This window comes from Lelliottia sp. F153 (assembly GCF_002870005.1).
Taxonomy (GTDB): domain Bacteria; phylum Pseudomonadota; class Gammaproteobacteria; order Enterobacterales; family Enterobacteriaceae; genus Enterobacter; species Enterobacter nimipressuralis.
In genome coordinates this window covers 175,931-190,489 of record NZ_PKFT01000002.1, presented here as the reverse complement: position 1 = coordinate 190,489, position 14,559 = coordinate 175,931, and the positions used below count along the sequence as shown (strand labels likewise).

Below are 14,559 nucleotides of genomic sequence, written 5' to 3'. Positions count from 1 at the left end.
CATCAAATAATGTTTAGCTATGTTTAATTCATGATTTTGTTTATATGGTTTATCGCTATGTATAATTCTTTATTATATTTCGTTGCGATGAAATTAATGAGCAGATTGAATCATGGATAATGGTAAGTCAATCTCTTGGTTTATTTTGTTGCTGGGCTTTTATAAGGCAATCCTTAAGTTTCGCAAACATCTTAATTAATCCATGAATGCATCTAATATCAATCATTTAGCGAAATTATAAATATGGGTTTCACAGTGAAAATCTATTACCTATTAGGTTGTGCTCTTACGTTTCGCATTATATCTTGAACCTTTGTAGCACGCATTTCATATCTGGCATATAGAGCAGTATTATCCGGAATCGAAGTATTTTGGGAATGTTGTTTTCGCGTAGGATATAGGTTGATAAGGCGTTTCAATCTATTTAACCGCCACTTCGGCGGCATTTCCGGTGTTTTTAGTGGTGCGGAATATGCTGCATTGATGGCCTGGTCGATAACCTGAAGGACTATTTTTTATGAGCAGCCAAAAAAATGACGGCAGCATCGCTCCACGGGAGCGCATTAATATTAAATTCACCCCCAAAACAGGCTCCCAGACAGCTGAAGTTGAGCTGCCGCTTAACCTGCTGGTCACCGGTAATCTGACAGGCGGTTCGGATGAGACGCCGCTTGATGAGCGGCAGCCTGTTGCCATCAATCGTAACAATTTCAATGCGGTGTTAGAACAAGCAGGTATTGGCCGTGAGTTCGCCGTTCCCTCCACGCTCAGTGAAAATCACGATGAGCGCATGGGCGTCAGGCTGAAAGTGAAATCACTGTCCGATCTCGCACCAGACAACATTGCTGCCCAGATACCCGAAATGCGAAAAATGCTTGAGCTACGCGAGGCCCTGGTGGCGTTACGCGGCCCAATGGGAAATATCCCGGCTTTCCGCGCGCAGCTAAAAGCTCTGCTGGATAACGAACAAAGCCGTGAACAACTGATTGCGGAACTGGGCATCGCAGGTCGGAAATAACTTTGTACAAGGATTTCACTATGTCAGATATCACCTTACCGGAAGCCTCTGCTTCCTCTGTACAGGTCGCCGCGCCCACATTGTTGGATGACATTATGGCGCAGACCCGTTTCAAGCCGGAGTCAGAAAGTTACGATATTGCGCGCCAGGGCGTAACAGCCTTTATTACGGCTCTTCTACAGAATGATGAAGAGGCCGAATCCGTCGATATCCTGGCCGTCAACGGCATGATTGCTGATATTGATGAGCGCATGGGGCGTCAGATGGATATGATCCTTCATGCGCCAGAATTCCAGGAGCTGGAGTCGTTTCTGCGCTCACTGAAACTCCTGGTGGATCATGCCGATCCACGGGAAAACATCAAAATTCATCTACTGCACGTCACAAAAGAAGAACTGCTGGACGATTTTTCGTTTGCGCCGGAAATTACCCAGTCTGGTTTCTACCGCCACGTTTACTCCAGTGGTTTCGGGCAGTTTGGCGGCGAGCCTGTCGCGGCGGTTATCGGCAACTACAGCTTCGATAACACGACGGCCGATATGAAGCTGCTGCAATATATCAGCGCCGTCAGTGCAATGGCGCACAGCCCATTCCTCTCATCCGTTTCTCCGACATTTTTCGGACTTGATTCGTTTACCGAACTGCCTGGGATCAAGGATGTTGCGGCCATTTTTGAAGGGCCGGCATACACCAAATGGCGATCCCTGCGTGAATCAGAAGATGCCCGAAATCTTGGTCTGACGGCACCGCGCTTTTTGCTGCGACATCCTTATGTCCCGAATGAAAATCCCATCAAAAGCTTTAACTATCACGAAGATGTCAGCAAAAGCCATGAGCACTATCTTTGGGGTAACACGGCGTTTCTTCTGGCCGCCAACATGGCGGAGAGTTTTGCATCGACCCGCTGGTGTCCGAATATCGTTGGCCCACAAAGCGGCGGCGCGGTGAAAGATTTACCGGTGCATCTCTATGAAGCCATGGGGCAACTTCAGGCAAAAGTGCCGACCGAAATTCTCATTACCGACCGTCGTGAATACGAACTGGCAGAGCAGGGGTTCATTACGCTAACGATGCGTAAAGGTTCTGATAACGCTGCCTTTTTCTCGGCTAATTCAGTTCAGAAACCAAAGGTATTCCCTAATACAGTGGAAGGAAAGGAAGCGGAAACTAACTATAAGTTAGGAACACAGCTGCCTTACCTGTTTGTTATCAACAGACTAGCTCATTACATCAAAGTGCTTCAGCGCGAACAGCTCGGCTCATGGAAAGAACGTGGCGACCTCGAGCGTGAACTTAATACCTGGATTCGCCAGTACGTGGCCGATCAGGAAAATCCGCCATCTGAAGTTCGCAGTCGCAAACCGCTGCGTCAGGCGAAAATTGAAGTATCGGATGTGGAAGGGGAGCCGGGCTGGTACCAGGTGGCGCTTAGCGTGCGTCCGCATTTCAAATATATGGGAGCATCGTTTGAGCTGTCCTTAGTCGGCCGCTTAGACAGGGATTAAGCACCATGATAATGGAACGGGAATCTGGGGGCAGTTTGTTTGAGCGTATCCGCGAGGCGGCGAATCCACCTCAACGCCTGCGACCTAAGGCGTCGCTGCTAAATTCGGTGCGCGATACCCTTCGTAACGTCCTCAATACCCGTTCCGGCAGTTGTTACGGTTCGCCGGATCTGGGGATTGATGATTTTAATAGTCAATCCCCCGATTCGTTGAACATTCGCGACTGGATGGTTAAGGCCATCAGGGAGTCTATTTTGGGCTATGAACCGCGGATTTCGGATGTGGTAGTGGCGGCTATCGCAGAGGATGCCTGCCTGCCGCTGGAACTGCGGTTTCATATTGTGGCAACGATAGATTTCAGCAACAGCCAGGATGTCCTGGAGTTTGACATCCTACTGGATAACCACCGGCACTGGAAAGTGGAGTAACCCGATGGCCTTTGAAGAGCGTTACTACCGCGAAGAGCTGGATTATCTGCGTCAGCTCGGCAAATTGCTGGCACAGGAGAAACCCTACCTGGCTCGTTTTTTGGCCGAGAAAGAGGGCGATCCGGATGTGGAACGCCTGCTGGAAGCGTTCGCCTTCCTCTCAGGTGGCCTGCGGCAAAAGCTGGAAGATGAATTCCCCGAGTTCACGCATGGACTCATCAACATGCTGTGGCCAAATTATCTGCGTCCGGTGCCGGCGATGACGGTCATTGAATATCAGCCCCGTAAAGAGCTGCAAACATTCGTTCAGGTTTGCCGCGATGAGTTGATTAAAACCGGAAAGAGTGACCGCTCGCAGACTGGTGCTCAGGGGGCACTGACCAGCGGAGAGCGCGCCTCGTTGCCGGTTTGTCATTTCACTCTGGCACGTGATACCTGGCTTCAGCCTCTTTTAGTTCAGGATGTGAGAAACACCAGCAGCCTAAAAGCAGGTGCTATTGAGATTGATTTTTTCACTGAGGGCAATATTTCTCCCCGCGCAATTGATCTGAATAAACTGACTTTTTGGTTGGGTAATGAAGACGACTACACCCGTCATCAGCTCTATTTATGGTTCAGTGAACATCTGGTTTATGCCGAACTGGTTGCCGGTGAGCGGCGTTTAGCGTTATCGGATCTGTGGCTTGAGGCCGCCGGATTTGAATCAGAAGATGCGCTGTTGCCATGGCCGAAAAACGTTCATGTCGGTTATCGGGTACTGCAGGAGTATTTCTGCTATCCGGAGAGCTTTTTCTTCTTCCACGTGAAGGATGCCGCGCCACTGCCAGACGATTTTCCGGTCGGTGCGTTTATGCTACGCCTGCATTTTAATCTTCCACTACCGGCAGATATCAAGCTGCGCAAGGCTTCTTTACGTCCCTATTGTACGCCTGCGGTCAATCTTTTCGCGCACCACTCTGAACCTGTCAGACCGGATGACAGTGCGCCGCAGTACCCGTTGCGCGCCAGTCAACAGAACCCGGAATCCTATGATATTTTCCAGATAACCTCGGTTTCGAGCAAAGAGAGCGGTTCCGGACAGAGCAGAAAGTTTCGCCTCTGGCCTGAGTTTGAAGGATTTCAGCACCAGATAGAGTACAACCGTCAGCGTGAAGTCGTTTACTGGCATCACCGAACAAAAACGTCATTATTTCACCAAGGCCTGGAGCATTCGATTGCATTTGTTCACGCAAACGGAGACATACCAGAACACACCCGACTGGAAGGCGAAGTTTTCACGGCCTCGCTTGTCTGCACCAATCGCATGTTACCTGCGTCGTTGCATATCGGTGATATCTGCGAGGCCGTTAATAAAAATCCAGCCGTTGCGTCCTTCAGTAATGTGATGCGGCCAACCCGTCCGCTTTATCCGATGACGGACGGCAATATGCACTGGTCGCTGATCTCCTGCATGAATCTAAACTATCTCTCGCTGCTGGACAGGGAAGCGTTGATTCAGGTTCTGCGCACGTTTGATTTACCTGGTATTCACCACCCGCAGCAGGCCCGACTCTCTTCGCAGAAACTGGATGCTATTGAAAAAATGGCGTCTCGTCCGGTCGACCGCCTGTTTAAGGGGGTGCCGGTTCGAGGGCTGTCCACCACGCTGTGGATAAATCCGGCCCCCTTTGTCTGTGAAGGTGAGATCTATTTGCTGGGGACGGTGCTGTCCTATTTCTTTGCGCTGTATGCCAGCATCAACTCGTTTCACTGCCTCAAAATTATCAACACCGAAAGTCAGGAGTCCTGGGAATGGCAACATACCGGCCAGCACGCCCTGATGTAAGGGAAACAGCAAATCTCCCGGATGTGCGCGGGACAAACTTTTTTGTGCTGATGGAATCGCTGTATCGGCGGTATGGCGGTACGGACCAGGAGCCATCCTTGCGTACGGAACCGGAACAGGAAGTGGCGCTGTTCAAATCCGATGCCAGTATTGCTTTCCCTGGAAGTGACCTGAGCACGCTCAGTCGTAACGAGACCGGGCAGTTCAACCTGACGACCAAATTCCTGGGTTTCTCCGGTAGCCAGTCGCCACTGCCCGGGTACTACCTGGACAGAATGGCGCAGGAGTCGGCACAAAATGAAGAGGGGCTGAAAGAGTTTCTCGATCTGTTCAGCCATCGATGGACGCAGTTTGCCTATCACGCCTGGCGTAAGTACCGCTATTACATCTGTTTTCGTAACGGTGGCACGGATACTTTTTCGCAGCGTATGTATGCCCTTGTAGGGCTGGGCAATCCCAGTGTGCGCGCCAGGCTTGCCATCAACCATAGCAAGATGCTGGCCTACGCCGGGATACTTGCTACACCAGGGCGCTCGCCGGACGTGGTGTGTAATCTGGTCTCTCACTGTTTTGATCTGCCGGAGGTTCGTATCGAGAGCTGGCAGCTGCGCAAAGTGCCTGTCGATCCTGCCCAGCAGAATCGGCTGGGTGTGCGAAATCCAAAAAACAGAACCGCCGGATATGTGCCGGGGCGCTCAGTCATCGGTGTCAATTTTACCCTCGGAGCCAGAGTGCCCGATCGCAGCGGAAAATTTCTTCTGCGGATCAGCAATCTCTCGATGGAGCGTTATCTCTCATTTTTGCCGGACGGTGGAAATCACCAGGCATTGACAATGTTTGTCTCTTTTTTACTGCGCGATCAGTTCGCCTGGGATTTGCGTCTGGATCTGGCTCCCGAGCAGGCGAAAGGCATGTTATTAGGCGACAGCGCCCGTTCCTGTATCGGGCGCACGGCGTTTATCGGACAGCCGAAAGTGCCGCCCTCTATCACCCTTCATATCAGGGATTAATTTTATGGAATCGCATATGGCTGAGGAGAAAAAGCACTCTTCCGTGCTGTCACTCACGTTGCAGGTCATGAACGGCAATGAGCTGGAGAGCGGAAGGGCTGCAAAATGCCTGTTTTCTGCCGAGGGCGGAGATATCGGTCACGCCACGGCGTGCCGCTGGCCGGTACAGGATCGAGCAGGATCTATCGCTGGCCGTGCCTGCGAAGTGGTTCTCCATGATGGCACCTTCTGTCTTCGTAACCTGATGCCAGGGTTGATGATCAATCTGGCCCCGGTGTCCGTGGACTCTGGATTAGTGCGGTTGCGTCAGGGCGATGAGATTGGACTTGGGGCGCTGGCATTAAAAGTGTTCCTCCATGAAGGAAAACTCGTCAGCTATAGCGAGCAGATGGCCGCCCCGGAAACCATCGTGACTAACCGCGATCGTCTGGCTGATGCGCTGCTCACCACTGACGGGCAACCGACGTATCCGGGAATGCCTCACCGGCATCAGCTCGCAGACACTGTGGTGAACGGCTTTTCTACCGATCCTCTTCAGGCGTTGCAAACAGAAAGTCTGACCACTGCGGGTGATCTGCTGTCGGGAGCGGCTCCCCTCCGAACCACCGCCACGCTTTCCGCTCCGCCCAGTAATAGCGGGCTGGAAAATCAGTTTATGGATCTGCCACCGATGTATGCCGATTCTCACGAGAGTCATGATGAAGCGGGCGCGCAGGGGGAAATGACACATCGCCATCTCGCCGTCACGCCGCTTATGCGTGGGTTAGGCTGCTCGCTTTCTGTGCGTAATTCACAGGAGGCGGATGATTTTTTGGAAGAGGCTGGGAGGACATTGCAGGCCGCAATACAAGGGCTGCTTGAGCTTCAACATCAACGTAACAGCCTGTCTGACAAGCATCTGCGTCCGCTGGAAGATAACCCGTTGCGTCTGAATATGGACTACACCACGGCGCTGGATGTGATGTTTGCCGAGGGTAAAAGCCCGGTTCACCTTGCTGCTCCTGCCGCAGTACGCGAGAGCCTGCGCAACATTCGCCACCATGAAGAAGCCAATCGCGGGGCGATTATCGAATCTCTGCGTGTCCTGCTTGACGCCTTTTCTCCCCAGAGCCTGATGCGCCGTTTTGTTCAGTATCGTCGCAGCCATGAACTGCGCCAGCCGCTGGACGATGCCGGCGCATGGCAGATGTATAGCCATTACTACGACGAACTGGCGTCCAGCCGTCAGCAGGGTTTCGAGATGCTGTTTAACGAAGTGTATGCCCAGGTCTATGACCGGGTATTGAGAGAGAAGCAACGGGAGTCGGAAGCATGATCAGGAGGGCGTTTCTGGCCTGCGTTCTGATGAGCGTGGTTTTAACTGGCTGCGAAACGGCGAAAAAACTCGGCCAGGTGATCAGTAATCCGGATATTCAGGTCGGAAAGCAGGCGGTACAACCGTCGGAGGTGACCGTCACGCTTCTCACTGAACCGGATACCAATACCAACGCAGAGGGGGAAGCCGCCCCTGTGGATGTGCAACTGGTCTATCTCAGCGACGATTCAAAGCTACAGGCCGCTGACTATGACCAGATAGCCAGCACACCGTTACCGGATGTGTTAGGGAAAAACTATCTCGATCACCAGGATTTCAGCCTGCTGCCGGACACGCTCAAAACCCTGCCGCCGGTGAAACTGGACGAAAAAACGCAGTTTATTGGCATTGTTGCCTACTTCTCGGATGACCAGTCCTCCGAATGGAAGCAGATCGAGCCAGTGGAAGGTACGGGCCACCAATACCGTGTGCTGGTGCATGTACGGCAGAGCAGTATCGAAATGAAAAAAGAGGAAGACTGACGATGGCGACGATGAAAAATAAAGTGATCTGGCAAGAGGGATTATTCGCCCTGCCGCAGCACTTCCAGCAACAGCAGCGTAATCAGGAATATCTGCTGAACCAGCGCATCAATGCACAGGCAGACTTTAGCTGGGGATTTACAGCGCTGTCAGTGAATTCAGAGTTGCTGGCTCAGGGGAAGCTGATGCTCGACTTTGCGAGCGGCTGCATGCCTGATGGCACGGTGTTCAGTATCCCGGAGCAGGACCAGCTTCCTTTACCCTACCATCCTGTCGATCTGTCAAAACCCGGAAGCCATGACATCTACCTCGCGCTGCCGGTCATCAGTGATATCACCTGCGAAATTGAGAGCCGCCAGAGTGCTGGACAAAGCACGGAGCGTTACCGGCTGGCCCGCAGCGATATTCGTGATTTGCACTCTGATGATGGTGATGTCCAGCAGCTTGTTCTGGGGCAGCTGGCGCCAAAAATTGTGAGCGGCGCGGACGATCTCAGCGCGATGGTCACCTTACCGTTATGCCGCATTCGCAGTCAGCAGCCCAATGGCGCGCTGGTACTGGATGAGGGTTTTATCCCCACTTGTCAGGCGATTCGGGTGAGCCCTGTGCTGAACGGGTTTGCCGGGGACGTTCAGGGGCTAATCAGTAACCGCGCCAGCGAACTGGCAAAGCGCATTGGCTCGCCGGAGCAGAGCGGTATCGCCGATGTGGCAGAATTTATGATGTTGCAGATGCTGAACCGCAGCCAGATGCACTTCACCCATCGCACCCATCTGCATACGCTGCATCCGGAAACTTTTTATCTGGATCTGGTGCGTCTGCTGGGTGAGCTGATGACCTTTACCGAGAACAGCCGTCTGCCGTGTCCGGTCGATGTCTACAACCACCGGAATCTCACGCAGTCTTTTAAAACGGTGATTCTGGAGCTGCGTCGGGCGCTCAACACCGTGCTGATGCCACGGGCTCAGAACCTGCCGCTGATCTTTTCCGATGGGGTGTATATCGCCACGGTTAACGATCCGACGCTGCTGCAGTCGGGCTCCTTCGTACTGGCCGTCCGCGCGCGGATGCCACAGAACCAGATCATTCTCCAGTTCACTCAGCAGTCGAAAATCGCTGCGACCGACAAAATTCGCAATGTGGTCAGTGTCCAGGTGCCTGGCGTACCGCTGTCGCCTCGCACTGCCGCGCCTCGCCAGCTTCCTTATCACGATGGTTACGTCTATTTCGACCTGGATAAAGGGGCCGCGGCCTGGCAGGACGTGGCGAAAGCCGGGGCGATGGCGCTGCATATTTCCGGCACCTTCCCGGACCTGGATATGCAGCTGTGGGCGATAAGAGGTTGAGACGATGAGCGAACAGCCTGACTTTTATTCCGGCAGCAATAACTCGGTCTACTCCGAGGAAATGGGCAGTGACTTTTCGCATGAGGCTGGCGGGGAAACGTCCCATCGCCAGTACCGGCTCGCCCTGCGTGGTAACAGCCTCAACCCGATGATCGATGCGGCCACCCCGTTGCTGGGAATGGTGATGCGCGTGGCGGGGATGAACAGTCAGTCGATGCCTGAACACCTCTTTTCCAGGGTTGTGACCGACGTTCAGGCGGTGGAGCAATTGCTGCAAGAGCAGGGCTACGAGCCAGGCGTGATCGTCTCGTTTCGCTATGTGCTCTGCACATTTATTGACGAGGCGGCGCTTGGCAATGGCTGGTCGAACAAGAACGAGTGGATAAAGCAGTCCCTGCTGGTGCATTTCCATAATGAAGCCTGGGGCGGCGAGAAGGTGTTTATCCTGCTCGAACGCCTGATTCGCGAACCCAAACGCTACCAGGATTTACTCGAATTTTTGTACCTCTGTTTCTCGCTGGGTTTTCGCGGGCGCTACAAAGTTGCCGTACAGAATCAGGGCGAATTTGAACAGATATACCGCCGTCTGTATTACGTCCTTCATAAACTTCGCGGCGACGCGGCTTTCCCACTGCTGCATCAGGACAAAAAAACGCGGGGAGGGCGCTATCAGCTCATGAAGCGTTTGACCATTAAACAGGTGTTGTTCGGCGGGATTGCCGTGCTGGCACTGTTTTATCTCTTCTATTTACTGCGCCTCGACAGTCAGACGCAGGACATTTTGCATCAGTTAAATAAATTACTGCGATAAGGACGTCTATGATCCAGATTGATCTTCCCGTGCTGGTAAAGCGGCTGAATCTGTTTTCCCGACAGGCGCTGGAGGCCGCTGCGGCAGAGTGTATGACCCAGCAGGCGGCGGAAATCACCGTGGCACATGTGCTCCTGCAAATGCTGTCGTCTGTTCGCAGCGATCTGCGGATGATTGCGGAACAAGCCGATCTTGATGTGGTGACACTGCGTCAGGCGTTAACGGTCGAAAATTATGCCACCGTGCGCTCTGCAGACAGCTATCCGGCCTTCTCCCCCATGCTTGTGGAGTGGTTAAAAGAGGCCTGGCTGCTGGCTTCAACGGAAATGCAGATGAGCGAATTACGGGGCGGCGTGCTGCTGCTGGCGCTTCTGCACTCGCCGCTACGTTACGTCCCTCCCGCGGCTGCCCGGCAACTGACCGGTATTAACCGCGATCGCTTGCAGCAGGATTTTTCGCAGTGGACGCGTGAGTCTGCTGAAACCGTGATACAGGATGACGACGGAAAAAACGTCAGCGTGGCGACGGATGCCAGCGATAGCCTGCTTGCGCGTTATGCCAGGAACATGACCGAGGACGCCCGTCAGGGGCGGCTTGATCCGGTGCTGTGTCGCGATCACGAAATCGATCTGATGATCGATATTCTTAGCCGTCGCCGCAAGAACAACCCTGTCGTGGTGGGTGAGGCCGGTGTGGGTAAAAGCGCGTTAATCGAAGGGCTGGCTCTGCGCATTGTTGCAGGCCAGGTGCCGGATAAACTCAAAAACACCCGCATCATGAACCTGGATCTTGGGGCATTGCAGGCTGGAGCATCCGTCAAAGGTGAGTTTGAAAAACGCTTCAAAGGGTTGATGGCTGAAGTCATTTCATCCCCCGTTCCAGTCATTCTGTTTATTGATGAAGCGCATACGCTGATAGGTGCCGGCAACCAGCAGGGCGGGCTGGATATTTCTAACCTTCTCAAACCAGCGCTGGCGCGTGGTGAGCTGAAAACTATCGCCGCAACGACCTGGGGCGAATACAAAAAATATTTTGAGAAGGACGCTGCACTGTCGCGTCGTTTCCAGTTGGTGAAGGTCACTGAGCCGAATGCGGCCGAAGCCACGATCATTCTCCGCGGTCTGTCGGCGGTATATGAACAATCGCATGGTGTACTGATCGACGATGAGGCACTTCAGGCGGCCGCGACGTTAAGCGAGCGCTATCTTTCCGGGCGACAGTTACCTGACAAAGCTATCGATGTGCTGGATACCGCCTGTGCAAGAGTGGCGATTAATCTCTCTTCACCGCCGAAAAAAATTTCTGCCCTGACGACGTTATGCCACCAGTGTGAGGCGGAAATCCGCCAGCTTGAACGCGAAATCCGTATTGGGCTACGCACCGAGACGGCTCGCCGAGATGAGGTGCAAGCGCAGTATGAGAATGCGCAGCAGGCGTTGCGAACGCTGGAGGACGCCTGGCACCGGCAGCAGACGCTGGTACAGGAGATTATTGCCCTGCGTCAGCAATTACTCACTACCGAGGAGCAAACGCCGTCTCACGCCGAGCGCCTGAAACGGCTGACGGCAGAGCTGGACGCCTTGCATAACGATCAGCTACTGGTTTCGCCCCACGTCGATAAAAAGCAGATTGCAGCGGTGATAGCCGAATGGACCGGCGTGCCGCTTAACCGCCTGTCGCAGAGCGAGATGTCGGTGATTACCGATCTTCCTCTCTGGCTGGGCGAAACCATAAAAGGCCAGCAGCTGGCGATTGCCAGTTTGCATAAACATCTGCTGACCGCCCGTGCTGACCTGCGCCGTCCCGGACGGCCGCAAGGGGCGTTCCTGTTAGCCGGTCCGAGCGGTGTAGGCAAAACCGAAACCGTGCTGCAACTGACGGAGCTACTCTACGGCGGACGTCAGTATCTCACGACCATCAATATGTCTGAGTTCCAGGAAAAGCACACGGTTTCAAGGCTGATCGGCTCGCCTCCTGGCTATGTGGGCTACGGAGAAGGGGGCGTGCTGACCGAAGCCATTCGTCAGAAACCCTACTCGGTCGTGCTCCTGGACGAAGTAGAAAAAGCTCACCCGGACGTGCTGAATTTGTTCTATCAGGCGTTCGATAAGGGCGAAATGGCGGACGGTGAAGGCCGTCTGATTGACTGCAAGAACATTGTATTTTTCCTCACCTCCAACCTCGGTTATCAGGTGATTGTCGAACATGCTGATAACCCGGCGTTGATGCAGGACGCGTTATATCCGGTGCTGGCAGATTTCTTCAAACCCGCGCTGCTTGCACGCATGGAAGTGGTGCCCTATCTGCCGCTGACCGACGAGACGCTTATCACGATTATCGCCGGAAAGCTTGCGCGACTGGACCGCGTGCTGCGTAGCCGCTTTGGTGCTGAGGTGATTATTGAACCGGAGGTGACGGATGAAATTATGCAGCGCGTCACCCGCGCCGAGAATGGCGCCAGAATGCTGGAATCCGTGATCGACGGCGAGTTGCTGCCGCCGCTGTCGCTGCTGCTGCTACAGAAAATGGCGGCCAACACTGCGATTTCCCTGATCCGACTGTCGGCCGAGAATGGCGTGTTTACCACTTGTGTGGAAGATGCGTCGTGTGACAACGAGGACAGCGATCCCGTATCTCCCCAGCCTGAGGATGGTGTCGTTATATGAGCCAGCCACGCCTTCCCTGGCTGATTGCGGCTCTGCTGGCGGGAAGCTGTGCGGGATTTGCACATGCGGAAACGGTGCCCATGTCTGATGCTCAGGTAACGCTGCAGGCGATGCACTCCTGCCGTCAACAAACGGCAGCTTTGGAGCGTCTTGACTGCTACGACAATCTGCTCGCGCCCGTCTTGCCGGGAGGCTTCGAGGGGGCATTGGTTAAAGCGCGCTATCAGGGAGAAGCCTGGACGCTCGCCACGGAGCAGGAAAAACACCGCGACGGTAACACCACTTCATTGCTGGTCGTGCAAACGCCGGGCGAGCATCCAACCGTTGTTATCACGACCCCGGCTATCGGCAGCGTCCCGCCGCGTCCGGTACTGATGTTCAGTTGCATGGATAACATCACCCGGATGCAGGTGGCTTTGATGCATTCGCTGGATGTTCATGACATCGCGGTCACCCTGAATGCTGATGGCAGGACGTTCAACAGCCACTGGTTTGTCCGTGAGAACGGCGTGTTGCTGGAAGCCAGTCGGGGGCTGTCCGGGATTGGTGAAATCAAACAGCTGTTTAGCGCCAAAACACTGACCCTGGATACGGGGGCGGGGAGCCCCGCCGGCACGCTGACCTTTGATATTAACGGGCTGGCACAGGCCATCGCACCACTGCGTGATGCGTGCCATTGGGCGGGAGATTATTAATGCCTTTAGACCTGAATAATCCACAGACCTGGATGTCGCATCTGCTGGAAAATCTGCCGGGAGACAAGCTGAGTGAGAGCCTGAAAGACGATAACCCGGAGTGGGAGTTTATCGAGGGTGAGATCGTCAAGCTCGGCTCGCTGGCTCATAGCCAGCTGGATATCCCGGATATTCAGCGTCGGGGGCTGGTGTTGCTGGCATGCGAAAGCAAAGATTTCCGGCTGCTGGCGCACCTGCTCAGAACCCTTCAGCATGCGGGCGATCCGCTGCTGGCGCTGCGCCTGTTGGCTCTCTATGTCGAGTACTTTTGGGCCGTTGCGGCACCGCAAAATATGGCACATAAAAAGCGCTTTGCCGGGCAGGTCATAAAGCGTTTTGACGCGGGCGTCGCAGGCTTTGCCGGGCGTGCAACCGCCGAACAGCGTGACGAACTTCTGGGCGAGCTGGCAAAACTGGCGCAGTGCTGGCAGACACAGCATGCGCCTGAGCTGGCGCAGGCAACGGATGAACTCTTTGCCCTCTACCAGCGCGAGTGTCGCGACGCTTCTGCGGATACATCCGCACGCGCTGCATCGAACGCGCTACACGCCGCTTCGCCCGATACCGCTCCGGTCAGCACTCCGGCACCGCGGGTGACCATCAAAACCCATGACGATGATGCCTGGCGCAGCACGCTGCTGGAGGTGGCCGATATTCTCTGTGAACGTCAGCCGGACTCACCGCACGGCTATCGTCTGCGACGTCACGCGATCTGGCAAACCATTACGGCTACGCCGCAGGCCGAAAGTGACGGTCGAACGCCGCTTGCGGCCATTCCGGCGGACAGGGTTGCCGATTATCAGACCCGATTTGGCAACGCAGATTTAGCGCTCTGGTTGCAGGTCGAGAAAAGCATATTACTCGCGCCGTACTGGCTGGATGGCCATTACCTCTCCGCGCAGATTGCACTGCGCCTCGGATATCTCGCAGTGGCAGAAGCCATCCTCGACGAAGTTACCCGTTTTGTTGAGCGTCTTCCTTCGCTTTCGGCGCTGCTGTTTAACGACCGCACGCCCTTTATGAGCGAACAGACGAAGCAGTGGCTGGTTCCTGCTTCTGCCAGCCAGAGCGCGTATGTCTCAGAAAACGGTGAGGAGCTACAGGCCGCCCGGATCTTATTTGCCGATCAGGGGCTGGAAACGGCGCTGCAGTATCTGGATTCGCTGCCCGAAGGGTCACCTCGCGAACAGTTCTACCGCCAGTACTCTGGAGCACAGTTAATGGAAGAGGCCGGGATGGGCAAACTGGCGCAGCAACAGTATCGGATGCTGTTCAGCGCGGGCTCACAAATGCGGCTTACAGACTGGGAACCCTCCCTGCTGGAGCAGCTAGAACATAAATTCATGGCAGAAAAGTAAGAATAAACAGGAGCTTTTGTGA

12 protein-coding genes are annotated in these 14,559 nt (G+C 54.4%); all 12 read left to right on the top strand.

Translation table 11 applies throughout. From position 1 onward, the window contains the following. Positions 1 to 517: 517 nt before the first annotated feature. Positions 518 to 1,018, top strand: a complete 501-nt coding sequence (tssB, locus tag F153LOC_RS08050) for a type VI secretion system contractile sheath small subunit (protein ID WP_100778964.1) — start codon at positions 518 to 520, stop codon at positions 1,016 to 1,018. Between the two features lie 20 nt (positions 1,019 to 1,038). Continuing rightward, entirely contained in the window at positions 1,039 to 2,523 is a 1,485-nt protein-coding gene (tssC, locus tag F153LOC_RS08045; protein ID WP_146003461.1) for a type VI secretion system contractile sheath large subunit, read from the top strand. A gap of 8 nt (positions 2,524 to 2,531) precedes the next feature. After that, the gene (tssE, locus tag F153LOC_RS08040; RefSeq protein ID WP_194512312.1) at positions 2,532 to 2,951 is read left to right on the top strand and encodes a type VI secretion system baseplate subunit TssE; all 420 of its coding nucleotides are present in this window, start codon (positions 2,532 to 2,534) and stop codon (positions 2,949 to 2,951) included. A gap of 4 nt (positions 2,952 to 2,955) precedes the next feature. Then, the gene (tssF, locus tag F153LOC_RS08035; RefSeq protein WP_102104740.1) at positions 2,956 to 4,776 is read left to right on the top strand and encodes a type VI secretion system baseplate subunit TssF; all 1,821 of its coding nucleotides are present in this window, start codon (positions 2,956 to 2,958) and stop codon (positions 4,774 to 4,776) included. Beyond that, the gene (gene tssG, locus F153LOC_RS08030) at positions 4,743 to 5,786 is read left to right on the top strand and encodes a type VI secretion system baseplate subunit TssG (RefSeq protein WP_100780821.1); all 1,044 of its coding nucleotides are present in this window, start codon (positions 4,743 to 4,745) and stop codon (positions 5,784 to 5,786) included. The genes tssF and tssG overlap by 34 nt, the downstream gene beginning before the upstream one ends. 16 nt (positions 5,787 to 5,802) lie before the next feature. Beyond that, entirely contained in the window at positions 5,803 to 7,101 is a 1,299-nt protein-coding gene (gene tagH, locus F153LOC_RS08025; RefSeq protein WP_102104851.1) for a type VI secretion system-associated FHA domain protein TagH, read from the top strand. Next, a complete protein-coding gene (gene tssJ, locus F153LOC_RS08020) occupies positions 7,098 to 7,622 on the top strand; it encodes a type VI secretion system lipoprotein TssJ (protein ID WP_102104739.1) in 525 nt (174 codons plus the stop codon). The genes tagH and tssJ overlap by 4 nt, the downstream gene beginning before the upstream one ends. A 2-nt stretch (positions 7,623 to 7,624) precedes the next feature. Continuing rightward, positions 7,625 to 8,968 (top strand): type VI secretion system baseplate subunit TssK, encoded by a 1,344-nt coding sequence (tssK, locus tag F153LOC_RS08015; protein ID WP_102104738.1) that lies wholly within the window; start codon positions 7,625 to 7,627, stop codon positions 8,966 to 8,968. Between the two features lie 61 nt (positions 8,969 to 9,029). Then, positions 9,030 to 9,779, top strand: a complete 750-nt coding sequence (gene icmH, locus F153LOC_RS08010) for a type IVB secretion system protein IcmH/DotU (RefSeq protein WP_102104850.1) — start codon at positions 9,030 to 9,032, stop codon at positions 9,777 to 9,779. Between the two features lie 8 nt (positions 9,780 to 9,787). After that, positions 9,788 to 12,445, top strand: a complete 2,658-nt coding sequence (tssH, locus tag F153LOC_RS08005) for a type VI secretion system ATPase TssH (protein WP_102104737.1) — start codon at positions 9,788 to 9,790, stop codon at positions 12,443 to 12,445. Further along, complete coding sequence (gene vasI, locus F153LOC_RS08000; protein ID WP_102104736.1) at positions 12,442 to 13,140, top strand: type VI secretion system-associated protein VasI; 699 nt, start codon at positions 12,442 to 12,444, stop codon at positions 13,138 to 13,140. The genes tssH and vasI overlap by 4 nt, the downstream gene beginning before the upstream one ends. Continuing rightward, the gene (tssA, locus tag F153LOC_RS07995) at positions 13,140 to 14,537 is read left to right on the top strand and encodes a type VI secretion system protein TssA (RefSeq protein WP_102104735.1); all 1,398 of its coding nucleotides are present in this window, start codon (positions 13,140 to 13,142) and stop codon (positions 14,535 to 14,537) included. Before vasI ends, tssA begins: the two co-directional genes overlap by 1 nt. Positions 14,538 to 14,559 lie beyond the last annotated feature (22 nt).